We start from the raw sequence: 15379 nt of genomic DNA on the forward strand, positions 1-15379 counted from the left end.
CGCAGAGCACCGCCGCATCAGGAGCCGCACCGCTATGGCCGAACACCCCGCCTACCCCGTAGGACTCCGTCTCGCCGGCCGACGCGTCGTCGTCATCGGCGGCGGCCAGGTCGCGCAGCGCCGGCTGCCCGCGCTCGTCGCGGCCGGCGCCGACGTCCTGCTGATCTCCCCCTCCGCCACGCCCTCCGTGGACGCGATGGCGGAGACCGGCGAGATCCGCTGGGAGCGCCGCCGCTACCAGGACGGCGACCTCGACGGCGCCTGGTACGCGCTCATCGCGACCCGGGACCGGGCCGCCAACGACGAGGCCTCCGCCGAGGCCGAGCGCCGCCGGGTCTGGTGCGTGCGGGCCGACGACGCCGAGGCGGCCACCGCCTGGACCCCGGCCACCGGTCGCGTCGAGGGCGTGACCGTCGCCGTCCTGAGCGGCAACGACCCCCGCCGCTCCGCCGCCGTCCGCGACGCCGTCGTCGAGGGGCTGCGCGACGGCTCCCTGGCCACGGCCCGCACCCGCACCCCCGGCGTCTCCCTCGTCGGCGGCGGCCCCGGCGACCCCGACCTGATCACCGTCCGCGGGCGCCGCCTCCTCGCCGAGGCCGATGTCGTCATCGCGGACCGGCTCGGCCCCCGCGACCTGCTCGACGAACTCCCGCCGCACGTCGAGGTCATCGATGCCGCGAAGATCCCGTACGGCCGCTTCATGGCCCAGGAGGCCATCAACAACGCCCTGATCGAGCACGCCAAGGCCGGCAAGGCCGTGGTCCGGCTCAAGGGCGGGGACCCGTACGTCTTCGGCCGTGGCATGGAGGAGCTCCAGGCCCTCGCCGAGGCCGGGATCGCGTGCACCGTCGTCCCCGGCATCTCCAGCTCCATCTCGGTGCCGGGCGCCGTCGGCATCCCGGTCACCCACCGCGGCGTGGCGCACGAGTTCACCGTGGTCAGCGGCCACGTCGGCCCCGACGACCCGCGTTCCCTGGTGGACTGGGCCTCCCTCGCCAAGCTCACCGGCACCCTGGTGATCCTGATGGGCGTCGACAAGATCGGCCTGATCGCCGAGGCCCTGGTCCGGCACGGCCGCTCCGCCGACACCCCGGTCGCGGTCGTCCAGGAGGGCACCACCGCCACCCAGCGCCGCGTCGACGCCACCCTCGCCACCGTCGGCGAGACCGTACGGGCGGAGGAGATCCGTCCGCCCGCGGTCATCGTGATCGGCGAGGTCGTCAACGTCGGTACCCCCACCGCCTGAACCGCCCGCGCCCGGCAGGGCCGTTGGCACCACACTCCGGACAAGGCAGTATCACCCTGTGGCTGATCTCATCACCGTCGAAGACCCCGACGACCCGCGCCTGCGCGACTACACGGGCCTGACCGACGTCGAACTGCGGCGTCGGCGCGAGCCCGAAGAAGGCCTGTTCATCGCCGAGGGCGAGAAGGTCATCAGACGGGCCAAGGACGCCGGGTACGAGATGCGCTCGATGCTGCTCTCCGCGAAGTGGGTCGACGTCATGCGCGACGTCATCGACGAGCTCCCGGCGCCGGTCTACGCCGTCACCCCCGAGCTCGCCGAACGCGTCACCGGCTACCACGTGCACCGCGGCGCCCTCGCCTCGATGCAGCGCAAGCCGCTCCCGACCGCCGACGAGCTGCTCGCGGGGGAGGGGGCGGGCAGCCGGATCGCCGTCTTCGAGGGCTTCGTCGACCACGCCAACCTGGGCGCCGCGTTCCGCAGCGCAGCCGCCCTCGGCATCAGCGCGATACTGCTCTCCCCGGACTGTGCGGACCCCCTCTACCGGCGCGCCATCAAGGTCTCGATGGGGTCCGTGTTCTCGGTACCGTACGGGCGCCTCGACAAGTGGCCCGCCGACCTCGAGAAGGTCCGCGAGGCGGGCTACCGGATCCTGGCCATGACGCCGAGCCCGAAGGCCACGCCGCTGGACCAGGTCCCGCCGGAGCGCTTCGAGCGCTCCGCGATCATGCTCGGGTCCGAGGGGCACGGCCTGTCCACGTACGCGCTGCGGGCCGCCGACGAGTGGGTCCGGATCCCGATGGCGGAGGGCATCGACTCGCTGAACGTGGCCGCGGCCTCGGCGGTGGCCTTCTACGCGACCCGCCCGCCCCGGTCCCCGGCAGCCACCCCGCCGGAGCTCTAGGACTTCAGTACGTCAGTACGTCAGAACTTCAGTACGTCGGAACTCCGGGACGTCAGAACTTCTGGGCCGCGGCGATGCCCAGCGCGACGATCAGCGTCACCACGACGAACACGATCAGCCGCTGCCGCATCAGTCTGGGGTCCGGCCGAGACGACCGCCGCCCCGTGCCCGTCGTACGCGGCGCCGGGCGGCCGCCCGTACGCCCCGCGGTCGGCCGGGAGGACGGGCCGCCCGGGTTCCGCGAGGACGAGGGGCGCGAGGACGGAGGCCGTGCGCCGGAGGGCCGGGCGTGCGGTCCGCTGTCCGGGCCCTGCCCCCGGCCCTGTCCCTGGCCCTGGTCCGGCGCCTGGGACACGGGCGTGCCGCCCGTACGGCGCTCCGTGCGGTGGTCGGCGTACGCGTCGGCCCGCTCCGGGAGCCGCCCGGTGGGACGCTCGGTCCGCGCACGCTGCACCGGCGGGCGCCCGTCGGACAGCCCCTGCGCCTCGCGGGCCGCGATCTCCTTCAGCCGCATCGACAGCTGCAGCGTGCTGGGCCGCTCCTCGGGATCCTTGGCCAGGCAGGCCTGTACCAGGGGCGCGAGCGCGTCCGGGACCCCGACCAGATGCGGCTCCTCGTGCACCACGCGGTACAGCATGACCTCGGAACTGCCGTGCCCGAAGGGCGAGTCGGCGGTCGCCGCGTACGCGAGGGTGGCGCCCAGCGCGAAGACGTCGGTGGCCGGGGTGACGGCGGCCCCGCGCACCTGCTCGGGCGCGAGGAAGCCGGGCGAGCCGACGGCCGTGCCCACATGGGTGAGGGTGCTCGCACCTGTCGCCCAGGCGATCCCGAAGTCGATGATCCGGGGGCCCTTGGGAGACAGAAGAATGTTCGAAGGCTTGAGATCGCGGTGGACGACCCCCGCCTCGTGCACGGCGACCAGTCCCTCGGAGAGCGCGGCGCCGATCGAGGCGATCTGCGCGGCCGTGAGGGGACCCTCCTCGGCCACCTTGTCGTGCAGGGACGGGCCGGGCACGTACTGGGTGGCGAACCACGGCCGCTCCGCCTCCAGGTCCGCGGCCACCAGGCGCGCGGTGCACCCGCCGCGGATCCGCCGGGCGGCGGACACCTCGCGCGCGAAGCGCGAGCGGAACTCCTGGTCCTCGGCCAGATCCGGCCGGATCACCTTGAGCGCGACACGCTGGCCGCGCCGGTCGGATCCCAGGTAGACCACGCCCATACCGCCGGCACCGAGCCGTCGGTGCAGCCTGAATGAGCCGACGACACGCGGGTCCTCGCGCCGGAGCCGCATCATCGCCATGTCCACCCCGCTGACCGGTCGTCCTGTTGACGTGCCACAGCTTACGGACCATCCGCCACGAGCGCTCAGAGGCCGCGCCCTCGCCCGGGGATTCGATTGTCAGTGCGGCACAGCCCACTTGAGGGTTCCTCACCCACACGGACCCGTGTCCGTACGGCACTTGCCGGTACGGCCAAACGGCCCTGGAGCCAAGGGGATTGACGCACTCGCAAGGGTGGTGCGCCGGGCGCACGGCGGGCGGTGGGCGCGTGCGCGGGGCCGGCGGGCGGGGGATCTTGTCCGTACCCCGTCGACGGACACGCATGCGCGGGGGGTGACGGAAGTGAGCGAACTCACTACCCTCCGGTCATCCCCTCCGGGAAGACCCCCAGTACGGGGGAGCGGTCTCCACCCAGGGGAGTACACGAGGGGTGGCCCCGTCATCCTCCTGGAGGCCTGCCAATGGGTACGAGGGCAGGAGGCCAGGGGCCGTGCGCCCGCCTAGTGTTGAAGACAAGCGGCGGGTGGCGCACTCGTCCCCCGAGGTCACGAACCCGCCGCTGCAACCGACAGGGAGAGGACCATGGCGGACATCGCACGGCAAGGACGCAAGGCATTCGCGTTCAACGGCCATGAGTCCGGCACGCGCCACCCACTGGTGGCCGCGGCCATGGTGCTCCCCCTGGCCGCCCTCCTGCTCTTCCTCTTCGGAGGATTCGACCAGGTGGCGGTACAGGCGTCGTCCGTGGGCGTGATGCTGGGGCGCTGAGCGGCGCCCCGGGTCCGGGAGAGCGGCCCGGACCGGGACATCGGCCCGTTGCACCCCGTGGGGACGGGGGCGCGACGGACGGCAGGAGAAGGGTGCTGCCCGTCCGACTGGGGAGTCGGACGGGCAGCACCCTTTTTCACGGGGTCCCGCAGTTCCGTAACCTGCTCCCGAGACGCCAGCGACGGGAGCCGTGGAGCCGCGATGAACCAGGAGCCACTGCCCGCCGCCCTCGCGGCGTACGCCGGTGCGGGGAAGCAGGGCGCCCCGTACGAACTCCTCGCCGAGCGGGAGGACGGGACCGTCGTGCGCTGCGGCGAGGTCGTGGCCAAGGCGCACGCCGGGGACAGCGACCGCGAAGGCCTCGCCGTGCGCATGCGGATCGCCGCGGACGAGGCGCTGGCAGGGGTGCTGCTGGCCCCGCTGCGCCCCGAGGTCGGCTACCTGGGGGGCCGGCCCGTGTCCCTGTGGCCGTACGGGGCCCCGGTCGACCCGGAGCGCCCCGAGGACGCCCCCTGGGAGGCGGCCGCCCGGCTGCTGGCGGCCCTGCACCAGGTGCCCGTGCACCGGCTGCCGGGCCCGGTCCCGCCGATGCGCGGTCCGGCCAAACTGGCCCGGGCCCTGCGCCGCCTGGCACGGGCGACGGCTCCCGGCCGGGCTGCCGCTGCCGCCGGTCCCGCAGGGGCGGCCGGGCCCGAGGGCGTCCCCGCCGCCACCGGTGCGGCCGGCTTCGCCAGCCCGGCCGGGTCCCGTACCGGTTCGGCCCTCGTGCCCAGCCCCGCCGAGGGCCGCCCCGCCGGCGACCTCGTACGGGCCGCCGCGCGGACCCTGCCCGCCTGGGTGCGGGGAGAGGCGCCGGCGCCCCGGGGCGGGGCGCTGTGCCACGGGGACCTGCACCTCGGGCAGTTGGTCCGCGGCCCCGGACCCGACGGGGACTGGCGGCTCATCGACGTCGACGACCTCGGGATCGGGACCCCCGCCTGGGATCTGGCCCGGCCCGCCGCCTGGTACGCCGCCGGGCTGCTCGACACCGGCACCTGGGTCCGCTTCCTCGACTCCTACCGCGCGGCCGGCGGCCCGGCGGCCGGGCCGCCCGGCTCCGACCCCTGGCCGGAACTGGACCTCGCCGCCCGGGCCCTGACCGTGCAGACCGCAGCCCTGGCCCTGGCCAAATCGGCAGAAAACCACCGCCGACTCGACGACGTGGAACGGCTGATGGTGGACTCCTGTGCCCGAATCGCCACCCTCCCGCCCGACTTGGAGCCGCTGGCTCCGTCGTAGGGTGAGCTTCACGCCACCGGGCATGCATCCGGTGTCGAAGCAGACGGCGAGGAGTTGATCCGGTCATGCAGTGTCCGAAGTGTCACGCGATGATGCACACCTACAACCGCAACGGTGTCCAGATCGAGCAGTGCAGCGGCTGCCGCGGCATCTTCCTCGACTACGGCGAGCTGGAGGCGCTGACCCGCCTGGAGTCCCAGTACATCGCCGGGCAGTACGGCCAGGTCCCGCCGCCCGCCGCGCCGCCGGCCCCGTACCCGGCCGCACACGCGGCGCCCGCCCCCGCCTGGGGCGCCCCGCACCACGGCGGCCACGGCCACGGTCACCACGGCCACCACAAGGGCGGCTTCGGCCGGATGCTCTTCTCCTCCTGAGCCGCCTCGACAACGCGCAAGCCCCGGCCGTCGAAACGGCCGGGGCTTGCGGAGGTGGTGCGCGATACTGGGATTGAACCAGTGACCTCTTCCGTGTCAGGGAAGCGCTCTCCCGCTGAGCTAATCGCGCGGGACCGCGGTACGAAACCGCAGGTGGTGCGTGTACTGCGTGCGCGATACTGGGATTGAACCAGTGACCTCTTCCGTGTCAGGGAAGCGCTCTCCCGCTGAGCTAATCGCGCGGGGATCCTTGCGGACCAGTGGACGATACTGGGATTGAACCAGTGACCTCTTCCGTGTCAGGGAAGCGCTCTCCCGCTGAGCTAATCGTCCTTGGAGGTGGAGACGGGATTTGAACCCGTGTAGACGGCTTTGCAGGCCGTTGCCTCGCCTCTCGGCCACTCCACCCGGAGCTGCAGGGGTTCTCGGGAAGATCCCCCACTTCGAGCGGACGACGAGACTCGAACTCGCGACATCCACCTTGGCAAGGTGGTGCTCTACCAACTGAGCTACGTCCGCAGGTCACCGTGTTCGCTCCGGGGTTTTCCCCCTTCGCTCCCTGGCGACGTGTTGAACTCTAGCGGATTCCCGGGCCAGCTCAAAAACGCGTTTCCGCAGCGTGCTGCCGCTCGATCACCACCGGTCACCCGGCAGTCACCTCACCGGCGCCGCGGCGTCACCGGTCATAGACTCGCAGCCGTGCACGACCTGCTCCCCCTGGCCCGCTTCGGCGGCCTCCTCGCGACCGACCTCCGAGACGTCACCAGCGACCCCTCCGCCCTCGACTCCACCGGCTTCTGGGCGGTGTCCGCGGACTTCGAGGGGCGTCTGGTCTGCGCCCGCTTCGGCGACATACGCCCCGACCCCGTCCCGGCGCCCGTCGCGGGGGCGTGGCGCGGCCCCGCCGCCGACCGGTGGTCCTCCTCCCTGGACCGCGCCGCGTACACGGCCGGCGTACGCCGCATCCGCGAGTACATCGCCGCCGGCGAGGTCTACCAGGCCAACCTCTGCCGCGTGATGTCCGCGCCGCTGCCCGATCCGGACCGCGCCGACGTCGACGCCCTCACGGCGCTGCTCGCGCGCGGCAACCCGGCCCCGTATGCAGGAACGATTCGCCTCCCGGCCCACGGCGTCGAGATCGCCACCGCGTCCCCCGAGCTGTACCTGCGCCGGGCCGGCCGCCACGTGGAGTCCGGCCCCATCAAGGGCACCGGCCGCACCGCCGCCGACCTCCTGCCCAAGGACCACGCCGAGAACGTGATGATCGTGGACCTCGTACGCAACGACCTCGGCCGGGTCTGCGCCACCGGCTCCGTCGCCGTCCCCGAACTGTGCGCGGTCGAGGAGCACCCGGGCCTGGTCCACCTCGTCTCCACCGTCAGCGGCGAACTCGCCGACGGCGCCGGCTGGCCCGAGCTGCTCGCCGCCACCTTCCCGCCCGGCTCCGTCACCGGCGCCCCCAAGTCCTCCGCGCTGCGGATCATCGAAGCCCTCGAGACCGCCCCCCGCGGCCCCTACTGCGGGGGCATCGGCTGGGTCGACGCCGACCGCGGCACCGCCGAGCTCGCCGTCGGCATCCGCACCTTCTGGATCGACCGCCAGGGCCCGGGCGGCCCGCGCCTGCTCTTCGGCACCGGAGCCGGCATCACCTGGGGCTCCGACCCCGAGCGCGAATGGGCCGAGACCGAACTGAAGGCCGCCCGGCTGCTCCGGGTAGCGTCAGGAGCCCATGAGGTGACTGGTACCCCTGGGTGAGCGGAGGGATCGTACGGTGAGGATCTGGCTCGACGGCGCGCTGCGGGACGCCGACAGCGCACAGGTGTCCGTGTTCGACCACGGGCTGACCGTGGGCGACGGTGTGTTCGAGACGCTGAAGGCGGAGCGCGGCACGGTCTTCGCACTCACCCGCCATCTGGACCGGCTGACCCGCTCGGCCCGCGGTCTCGGGCTGCCCGACCCCGACCTGGACGAGGTGCGCCGGGCCTGCGCGGCCGTCCTGGAGGCCAATCCGATGCCGCTCGGCCGGCTGCGCATCACGTACACCGGCGGCGTCTCCCCGCTCGGCTCCGACCGCGGGGAGTCCGGCCCCACCCTGGTCGTGGCCGTCGGCGAGACCGCCCGCCGGCCGGACACCACCGCCGTGATCACCGTGCCCTGGGTGCGCAACGAGCGCTCCGCCGTGACCGGCCTGAAGACCACCTCGTACGCGGAGAACGTCGTGGCGCTGGCCGCCGCCCACCGGGCCGGGGCCTCCGAGGCCCTGTTCGCGAACACCGTCGGGCGGCTGTGCGAGGGCACCGGCTCCAACGTGTTCGTCGTACTCGACGGGGAGCTGCACACGCCGCCCGTCGCTTCCGGCTGCCTGGCCGGCATCACCCGCGCCCTCGTCGTGGAGTGGGCCGGAGCCAAGGAGACGGACCTGCCCTTCGAGGCGCTCGAGCAGGCCGAGGAGATCTTCCTGACCTCCACGCTGCGCGATGTGCAGGCCGTCCACCGGGTCGACGACCGTACGACGGCCGCGGAGGTGCCGGGACCCGTCACGGCCGAGGCGATGCGGATCTTCGACGCGCGCTCCGGCGAGGACGTGGACCCCTGAGCCGCATGCCGCCCATGACGCCGTGAGGTGGCGGCGCCCGGACTGCCCCGTTAATGGCTGTCGCACGGGCCGCAGGGCGGGGTAGAACTCGACTGATGACCACCACCCTGCGGCCGAGCGGCCCGCTTCAGCAGAGCACCGGGGGCGCGCGGTCGCGCCCGTACGAGATCCGGGTCAACAGCAGGCGCGTCGGTGCGCTGCTGGTCGCCTGCGACACCCCCTTCGGGCCGACGGTCGGCGAGATCCGCGACCTCTGCGTCGACGAACCCGACCGGCGGCGCGGCCGCGCCACGGTCGGTGCGCTCGCCGCCGAGGAGGTGCTGCGCGGCTGGGGCTGCCGCCGCGTCCGGGTCTCCGTACCCGCCGCCTCGGCGGCCGGCCTGCGGATGGCGCAGGCACTCGGGTACGCCGAGTACAGCCGCATCATGGCCAAGGAGCTCCCCGCGGAGCCGCCGGAGCTCCGGGCGGGGGTCACCGGCCGCCCCATGACGGAGGCAGAGTACGAGGTCTGGCTCGTCGACGCGATCGAGGGCTACACCGCCGACTGGACCAGCCGGGGCATGCCGGAGGAGGCCGCGCGGGCGAAGTCGGTGGCCGACCACGAGCGCCAGCTGCCCCACGGACTGGCCACGGAGGGCACCACCCTCTGCGTCGTGGAGGCGCAGGGCGCCCCGGTCGGCCACGTGTGGGTGGCGCCGGCCGGGGAGGGCGCGTACGTCTTCGACGTCGCGGTCGCTGAGGAGCACCGGGGCCGTGGATACGGCCGGGACCTGATGCTGCTCGCCGAACGCGAGGCCCTCGCCGCGGGCCACCGCACCCTCGGGCTCCAGGTCTTCGCCGGCAACACCCCGGCCCTGCGGCTCTACGAGTCCCTCGGCTACCGGACGACCGACGTCAACTACGCCAAGGACCTGCTCTGAGCGGCTCGGGGCGGCCGATGCCGGCTGGCTAGCCGTTGTCGGCGGCCAGCAGGCGGTCCGTGATCTCCTCGATGCGGGCGCGCAGGCCCTCCTGGCTCTTGCCGCCGTCCAGGCGCTCGCCGCCGATCACGTACGTCGGCGTGCCGGTCACGCCGATCGCCTTGCCCTCGGCCTGGTCGGCGTCGACGATCAGGATGTGCCGGCCGTCGATGAGGGCGGTGTCGAACTCCTCGGCGTCGAGGCCGAGTTCACGCGCCACGTCCAGCAGCACGGCCTCGCCGCGATCACCGAGCTCCGCGGTGCGGGCCAGTACGGCCTCCACGTACGGCCAGGCCCGGCCCTGTTCCGCGGCCTCCTCGGCGGCCTGCGCCGCGGCGAAGGCGTGCTTGTGCTTCTCCAGCGGGAAGTGGCGCAGCCGGATGTCCAGCCGGTCGCCGTAGCGGGCCCGCAGGGCGTGTACGTCGCCCAGGGCGCGGTGGCAGTCCGGGCACTGGAGTTCGCACCAGACGTCGAGGATCACGGAATCGGTCATGCGGACAGTCTCCCAGCCGCCGGGCGCAGCCACCCAAACGCACCCCCGAGACCCCTGAGGAGGAGGCGCGACCCCGAGATCTCCCGGAGATCGGTCCGGGATCCGCTCGGGACATGGCCGCTGCGGCGCTGCCCGGTGCAGGATGGAAGGGACAGTTCGCCCACCCCTGGAGGACCGCATGCTTGCCGAGACCATATGTTCCGCGGTGTCCGCGGCGGGCCTGGGCGTCGCCGCGGTGACCGCGTACCGCAAGCGCTTCCTCGCCGCCACGCGCATCGCGGCGTATGCGCTGGTGCCGGTCGCCCTGGTGATGACGGGCTTCGTGGAGTGGGTGTCCGGGATGGTCTTCGATCCGGCCGTCTGGGCGGGCTTCGGGCTGCTCGGGCTGTCCTGGGTGCTGTTCATGACCACGCGGGCCATCGAGCGCCGCAGCCTCGGCGGCGGGGAGAAGCCGGCCAAGGCGGTCAAGCCGGCGAAGGCCGCCAAGGGGCGCCCCGCGCAGGAGGCCGTGGCCCCGGCCGCGTCCGCCCCCTCGCTCGGGCCGGGCGCCCGTCCGCAGCCGGAGCCCGGCCGCAGCGCCGCCCCCCGCCACTCCTGCGGATGACTTCTCCGACATCGAAGCGATTCTGAAGAAGCACGGCATCTGAGGCCCGCGCACGAAAATGCCGCAGGCCTGACGAGAAGGGGTGAACTCCCGCGTCAACGCTGGCGTGTTGAGGGCACGATCGGGGCGCCGTGGGTCATCATCGCCCCGACATGCTCGACACATCGCAGGGTGAGCCGACGGTTCCCGCGCCGGCCCCGCTCCCCGCCCCCGTTGCAGAGGAGCCGCGAGGCTGCCTCTTCGCGCTCTCCCAGCCGCCCCTGATGATCTTCCTAGGGGTGATCGGCACCCTGTTGCTGCTGGCCGCCGTGCATGACCTCTTCCTGCTCTGACGGTCCCGCGTCGGCTTCCTTGCGCCGGGCCCGGTACGCCGCCACGTGCAGCCGGTTCCCGCAGGTCCGGCTGTCGCAGTAGCGCCGCGAGCGGTTCCGCGAGAGGTCCACGAAGGCCCGCCGGCAGTCGGGGGCCTCGCAGCGGCGCAGCCGCTCCTGCTCCCCGGAGACCACGATGAAGGCCAGCGCCATGCCGCCGTCGGCCGCGAGGTGGTCGCCGAGCGAGGCACCCGGCGCGAAGTAGTGGACGTGCCAGTCGTAGCCGTCGTGGTCGGTCAGCTGCGGGGTGGTGCCGGCGGTCGCCACCAGCTCGTTGATCAGTCCGGCCGCGGTCCGGGGATTGGCGGCCCCGAACACCTGGGCGAATTTGCCGCGGACGGTGCGCACCCCCGCGAGGTCGCGGGCGCCGAGCTCGCCGACGTCGCTGATCTCGTACTCGCGTACGAACTCGCGCAGCGAGCCGACGTCCGCCAGCCCGTCGGGCTGGTCCGTCTCGGCCGTGGTGTTCACCAGCGCGACGACGACGTCGAGCGCGCGACGGGTGTCGTGGGGAATCTGCACGGTGGTCGCTCCCTGGGGGCCGGGCCTGCGGCGACGGACCAGTGCCGCCGCTGGTGGCCGACTCTAGTCGTCCCCGGGCGGCGCCGGGAGGTACCTCTGTTGCGACTGCGTCACGCACACCGGCGCCGTCCTCGCGGGTGGTTTCCGCAAGAACAGCGCCGGCACTGTCGTATGTGGTTTTTGTCCAGCCCGCACCGTCGCCCCGAGTCGGACGGTGCGGAGTGGCCCCCGGCGCATGCCGGGAGGTGCTCCCTGCGAGCCTGGTTCAGCTTTCGGCCAGGATGTGGGAGAGCTCTTTGTCGAGGTCGAAGTGCCGGTGTTCGGTCCCGGGTGGAACCGCGGCGTCCGTCCGCTTGAGGAACGACTCGAGTGCGCGGGCGGGTGCTTCGAGCAGTGCTTCTCCCTCCGGTGAGCTCAGGGCGATGCAGACGACGCCCTGACCGTGGCTGCGGGACGGCCAGACGCGGACGTCTCCGGTTCCGGTGGGCCGGTGGAGGCCCTCAGCGAGGAGGTCTCGGGCGAATACCCACTCGACCGTCTCCTCGGCGCCGGTGTGGAAGGTGGCGTGCACGGCGTAGGGATCGGCCGTGTCATACCGCAGGCCCGCCGGGACAGGCAGTGAGGACTCGCTCGACACAACGAGGCGCAGGTGCAGCTCGCAGCTGACCGTGGTGTTCATAAGCGCCAGGGCCTTTCGCTCAGTGTGCGCTCGGGGATTCGCACGTCGGCGAAATCGACATGCCACCTACGGTGCCGTTGTAAACCCCTCTGACCGTTTTGCGGACCTCTGGGTCCCTCGGACGGCGGATCCAAACCACCATTCACGTGTGCTTCCGGCTCCGGTAGATTCGCCCCCATGAATACGGGGAGTGACCGCGGGACGGAAGCGTCCGCAGCCGACGAGACCAGCACTCAGCAGACCACGGAAGAAGCGCCGCACGTATCGAAGGCTCCCGCCTTCATCAAGTCGCGCCGCACCCTGCACCTCAGCTGGCAGGTCGGCGTCTTCATCGTCGGCCTCGCCGTCATCGGTGCCGGCGTCGCCATGCTCGTCCTGCCCGGGCCCGGCTGGGTCGCGATCTTCGCGGGCCTCGCGATCTGGGCCACCGAGTTCGCCTGGGCTTCGCTCGTGCTCCGCTGGACCAAGCGCAAGGTCACCGAGGCCGCGCAGAAGGCACTCGACCCGAAGGTCCGCCGCCGCAACATCATCCTGACCAGCGTCGGACTCGTGATCGCAGGCGCGCTGATCGGCTTCTACCTCTGGAAGTACGGCCTCACGCCGCCCTGGGACCTCAAGGACCAGTGATGGTCGGGAACCACCGCTGACATGGGGTAATGTTTGCGGTGCGTCCGGGCGATTAGCTCAGTGGGAGAGCACTTCGTTCACACCGAAGGGGTCACTGGTTCGAACCCAGTATCGCCCACCCGGACCAAGGGCCCGGAGACTTTCACCGTCTCCGGGCCCTTGGCGTTTCCGCCCCTTCCGCCCTATCCGGCCGTCACCTGAGCCGGCCCAGGGCCGCCCGCAGCCGGCGCGCGTCCCGCAGCCGCTTCTCGTACGTCGCCCCCACCACGAGCAGCAGCAGCCCCGCCAGCGCCGGCGGCAGCCAGCGCGGCAGCGCGTCGACCACCTGGACCACGTACGGGGCCAGCTCGTGCAGGGCCACCGCCGCAAGGGCGCCGCCGCCGAGCAGCAGCGGGGCCTGGAGCCGCCGGTGCGCGCCGAGCAGGGTCACCGTGAGCGCCGCGAGGCCCAGCAGCAGCGGCCGCAGCCAGTGCGGGTCGCCCCAGGCCGCGACCAGGCTCGGCAGCAGCGTCGCCCCCAGCCCCGGCCCGTACGCCGTCCACGACGACGCCTGCGCATCCCTGCGGCGGCGCAGGAAGCCCACCGCGAGGGCGAGCACCGTCACCGGCAGCGTGTACGCCTCCGGCGCCGCCACCCCGGACGCCCCGAGCCGGATCCAGGTCGCCGCCACGAACAGGGCCCCGGCCGCCCAGCCGAGCCCGCGCCGGTCCGCCCGTACCGCCGCGCCGGCGCAGACCACCCCGGCCAGCGCGCACACCAGCGCCGACAGCGCCGGCTCCCGGACGGGGAGGAGCAGCGCCACCGCGCCGACGACGGCCGCCGCGATCTCCGCCGGGATCCGCACCCGGCCCAGGCGCGGGCCGAGCGCCGCCACCGCCGTCGGGACCGCCAGCAGGGGCAGCGCCCACCAGGGCACCGCGAGCCCCCACACCGCCCCCAGCGCCGCCACCGTGCCCGCCGCGTACCCGACGGCCAGCACAGCCCCGCCGGCCCGTGCGGGCAGCGCGGCGGGCCCGTACGCCGCCCCTGCCGCGCAGCCCGCACCCAGCAGCCCGAACACCGCGAAGGTGGCCGTACGGCCGTCCAGCGCGGCCACCGACAGGTTCAGCGCCCCCACCGCGGCACACACCGCAGCCGCGTACCCCGGACCGCCTGCGATCCGCAGCGCCCACACCCCGGCGGCCGCCGTCACCGCCAGCTGGGCCGCGAGCACCGCCGCGACCGGCAGCCCGTACGCCATCGGCGCCGTGAACAGGCCCGCCCAGGCCAGGACCACCGCGATCATGCCCGGCTCCGGGCGGGGCAGCACCCGCGCCAGCCACCCGGCCGCCCCCGCCGCGACCAGCAGGGTCACCGCGGCCGCCGGGCCCGGCCCGTACGCGTCCCGGGGCGGCGTCGTCGCCGCCCACACCTCGCCCAGCACCCCGAGCCGGAACACCAGCGAGCCCAGCGCGGGCAGCAGCGCCGACACCGCGGCCAGGGCCGCGACCCCCGCCCCGGCCAGGGCCACGCCGCGGCGGACCGCCGCAGGGAGCGCGCTCGCCCGTACCGCCGCCAGCAGCGGCAGGGCGAGCAGCAGGAACACCACCACGGTCCACTCCCGCGACAGCCCGGGCCGGGCCGGACCGCCGAGCGCCGCCACCGCCCCCAGAGCGCCGGCGACCGCGGCCGCCATCGCCGAAGGCTCCCGCCAGGCCACCCCGACGCCCAGCGCCGCGCACGCCGCCAGCAGCAGCGACGGACCGGCCGCCGCGGCCGCCGAGCCGGCCTGCGCCGACTCCGACAGCCCGGTCAGCAGGGCCCCCGCCGCGAGGACGGCCGCGCTCACCGCCGCCGGACCGAACACCGACGCCCGCGCGCGGACCCCGGGCGCCGACAGCACCAGCGCCGCGTCCAGCGCCGCCGTCACCAGCAGCGCCCAGCCGACCCCCACCGGGTCCGCCGCCGAGGCCACCGCCGCCAGCGGCAACGGCAGCTGCGCCGTCAGCACCGCCGCCGGCAGCGGGATCAGCAGCCCCGGCAGCACCCGGGCGTACCCCGCCCACAGCGCCGCCAGTACGGCCGCCGCCCCCGCCGCGTACGTCGCGGCGTCCACCCCCGGGACCGCGACCGCGTACACCGCGTACGCGTCCAGCACCGTCAGCAGCAGCCCCACCGCCGCCACCGACTCGGCCGTCGACCGCAGCCCCCGGCGCAGCAGCAGCGCCGGCGCACCCAGCGCGGCCGCCGTCACCACGGCCAGCACCGCACTGCGCCCGGCGATCCCCATGGATCCCCAACTGACCAGCGTGAACGCCAGCGCAGCCACCGCCAGCAGCACCGCGCCCAAGGTCAGCAGCACGTTCTGCGCACTCGGGGCCGAGGCCTCCTGAGGGCGGGCGGGAACGCCCGGCGCCACCCACCCGCCGGGCGCCGGAAGCCGTAGCAGCCAGTCCCGGCGGGCCAGCAGATATCCGCGCCGGGCATCGAGTTGGGCCAGTTCGCGGTCGATGAGCACGAGCTCCCGGTCGGGCGGGAGGGGCGTGCCGGGTGGTGGAGTCGCCATGTTCCGGAGTGTGGTGCCCGTCACGCCGTCAGGGTATGGGCGTGCGTACTCAGATCCGCCCTGAGTACGCACGGAAGGAGTGGATGTACGAGAGCGGGGCCCGCGCGAAGGCCCGTCGGTCCAGACTGCAGAC

The 15379-nt window shown here is 73.9% G+C and carries 15 protein-coding genes, 6 tRNA genes and 1 pseudogene; 12 read left to right on the plus strand and 10 right to left on the minus strand.

The annotated features are described in order from the left end of the window. The first annotated feature begins 34 nt into the window (after positions 1 to 34). Positions 35 to 1246, plus strand: coding sequence for a uroporphyrinogen-III C-methyltransferase (cobA, locus tag ACZ5WG_RS37505; protein ID WP_468729144.1), 1212 nt, complete (start codon positions 35 to 37; stop codon positions 1244 to 1246). A gap of 58 nt (positions 1247 to 1304) precedes the next feature. After that, entirely contained in the window at positions 1305 to 2150 is an 846-nt protein-coding gene (locus tag ACZ5WG_RS37510; protein ID WP_468729145.1) for a TrmH family RNA methyltransferase, read from the plus strand. A gap of 52 nt (positions 2151 to 2202) precedes the next feature. On the opposite strand, the gene ACZ5WG_RS37515 is transcribed toward ACZ5WG_RS37510, so the two are convergent. Continuing rightward, the gene (locus ACZ5WG_RS37515; protein ID WP_468729147.1) at positions 2203 to 3450 is read right to left on the minus strand and encodes a serine/threonine-protein kinase; all 1248 of its coding nucleotides are present in this window, start codon (positions 3448 to 3450) and stop codon (positions 2203 to 2205) included. A 562-nt stretch (positions 3451 to 4012) separates the two neighbouring features. Here ACZ5WG_RS37515 and ACZ5WG_RS37520 point away from each other — a divergent pair. The 3 genes from ACZ5WG_RS37520 (at position 4013) to ACZ5WG_RS37530 (ending at position 5850) form a co-directional block, all read left to right on the plus strand. Continuing rightward, positions 4013 to 4198: a hypothetical protein gene (locus ACZ5WG_RS37520; protein ID WP_030294485.1), complete on the plus strand. Its 186-nt coding sequence runs from the start codon at positions 4013 to 4015 to the stop codon at positions 4196 to 4198. A gap of 201 nt (positions 4199 to 4399) precedes the next feature. Next, complete coding sequence (locus ACZ5WG_RS37525; protein WP_468729148.1) at positions 4400 to 5476, plus strand: phosphotransferase family protein; 1077 nt, start codon at positions 4400 to 4402, stop codon at positions 5474 to 5476. Between the two features lie 65 nt (positions 5477 to 5541). Further along, positions 5542 to 5850, plus strand: a complete 309-nt coding sequence (locus ACZ5WG_RS37530; protein ID WP_468729150.1) for a TFIIB-type zinc ribbon-containing protein — start codon at positions 5542 to 5544, stop codon at positions 5848 to 5850. Between the two features lie 55 nt (positions 5851 to 5905). Here the strand turns inward: ACZ5WG_RS37530 and ACZ5WG_RS37535 are convergent. The 5 genes from ACZ5WG_RS37535 to ACZ5WG_RS37555 all read right to left on the minus strand — a co-directional run bounded on the left by ACZ5WG_RS37535 (position 5906) and on the right by ACZ5WG_RS37555 (position 6369). Beyond that, positions 5906 to 5980, minus strand: a tRNA-Val gene (locus tag ACZ5WG_RS37535). A gap of 40 nt (positions 5981 to 6020) precedes the next feature. Then, positions 6021 to 6092 (minus strand) — tRNA-Val (locus tag ACZ5WG_RS37540). A 19-nt stretch (positions 6093 to 6111) separates the two neighbouring features. Continuing rightward, positions 6112 to 6183 (minus strand) — tRNA-Val (locus ACZ5WG_RS37545). 1 nt (position 6184) lies between these two features. Further along, positions 6185 to 6258 (minus strand) — tRNA-Cys (locus tag ACZ5WG_RS37550). Positions 6259 to 6296: 38 nt separating this feature from the next. Then, positions 6297 to 6369: transfer RNA gene (locus ACZ5WG_RS37555), tRNA-Gly, on the minus strand. 180 nt (positions 6370 to 6549) lie between these two features. Here ACZ5WG_RS37555 and ACZ5WG_RS37560 point away from each other — a divergent pair. The 3 genes from ACZ5WG_RS37560 (at position 6550) to ACZ5WG_RS37570 (ending at position 9366) form a co-directional block, all read left to right on the plus strand. Then, entirely contained in the window at positions 6550 to 7605 is a 1056-nt protein-coding gene (locus tag ACZ5WG_RS37560) for a chorismate-binding protein (protein WP_030294487.1), read from the plus strand. 16 nt (positions 7606 to 7621) lie between these two features. After that, positions 7622 to 8446, plus strand: coding sequence for an aminotransferase class IV (locus tag ACZ5WG_RS37565; protein ID WP_468729151.1), 825 nt, complete (start codon positions 7622 to 7624; stop codon positions 8444 to 8446). A gap of 95 nt (positions 8447 to 8541) precedes the next feature. Then, positions 8542 to 9366 carry a GNAT family N-acetyltransferase gene (locus ACZ5WG_RS37570; protein WP_468729153.1) on the plus strand — a complete coding sequence of 275 codons (825 nt, stop codon included), beginning with the start codon at positions 8542 to 8544 and terminating at the stop codon, positions 9364 to 9366. A 28-nt stretch (positions 9367 to 9394) separates the two neighbouring features. Here ACZ5WG_RS37570 and ACZ5WG_RS37575 read toward each other — a convergent pair whose 3' ends face one another. Beyond that, positions 9395 to 9898: a DsbA family protein gene (locus ACZ5WG_RS37575; RefSeq protein WP_468729154.1), complete on the minus strand. Its 504-nt coding sequence runs from the start codon at positions 9896 to 9898 to the stop codon at positions 9395 to 9397. Positions 9899 to 10076: 178 nt separating this feature from the next. Here ACZ5WG_RS37575 and ACZ5WG_RS37580 point away from each other — a divergent pair. Together ACZ5WG_RS37580 and ACZ5WG_RS37585 are read left to right on the plus strand one after the other, a co-directional pair. Then, positions 10077 to 10545, plus strand: a pseudogene (locus ACZ5WG_RS37580) (hypothetical protein). A 109-nt stretch (positions 10546 to 10654) separates the two neighbouring features. Then, a complete protein-coding gene (locus tag ACZ5WG_RS37585) occupies positions 10655 to 10834 on the plus strand; it encodes a hypothetical protein (RefSeq protein WP_468729155.1) in 180 nt (59 codons plus the stop codon). Here the strand turns inward: ACZ5WG_RS37585 and ACZ5WG_RS37590 are convergent. Both ACZ5WG_RS37590 and ACZ5WG_RS37595 read right to left on the minus strand, forming a co-directional pair. Beyond that, positions 10775 to 11395 carry a CGNR zinc finger domain-containing protein gene (locus tag ACZ5WG_RS37590; protein WP_468729156.1) on the minus strand — a complete coding sequence of 207 codons (621 nt, stop codon included), beginning with the start codon at positions 11393 to 11395 and terminating at the stop codon, positions 10775 to 10777. The two genes, ACZ5WG_RS37585 and ACZ5WG_RS37590, sit on opposite strands and share 60 nt — an antisense overlap. 265 nt (positions 11396 to 11660) lie before the next feature. Beyond that, positions 11661 to 12074, minus strand: a complete 414-nt coding sequence (locus ACZ5WG_RS37595) for an SsgA family sporulation/cell division regulator (protein WP_030011909.1) — start codon at positions 12072 to 12074, stop codon at positions 11661 to 11663. Between the two features lie 177 nt (positions 12075 to 12251). On the opposite strand from ACZ5WG_RS37595, the gene ACZ5WG_RS37600 reads away from it, so the two are divergent. Further along, complete coding sequence (locus ACZ5WG_RS37600) at positions 12252 to 12701, plus strand: TIGR02611 family protein (RefSeq protein ID WP_468729157.1); 450 nt, start codon at positions 12252 to 12254, stop codon at positions 12699 to 12701. A gap of 46 nt (positions 12702 to 12747) precedes the next feature. Further along, positions 12748 to 12819, plus strand: a tRNA-Val gene (locus tag ACZ5WG_RS37605). Between the two features lie 75 nt (positions 12820 to 12894). On the opposite strand, the gene ACZ5WG_RS37610 is transcribed toward ACZ5WG_RS37605, so the two are convergent. Further along, positions 12895 to 15246 carry an SCO7613 C-terminal domain-containing membrane protein gene (locus ACZ5WG_RS37610; RefSeq protein WP_468729158.1) on the minus strand — a complete coding sequence of 784 codons (2352 nt, stop codon included), beginning with the start codon at positions 15244 to 15246 and terminating at the stop codon, positions 12895 to 12897. Between the last annotated feature and the right edge of the window lie 133 nt (positions 15247 to 15379).

This window comes from Streptomyces sp. NPDC032745 (genome assembly GCF_055579465.1).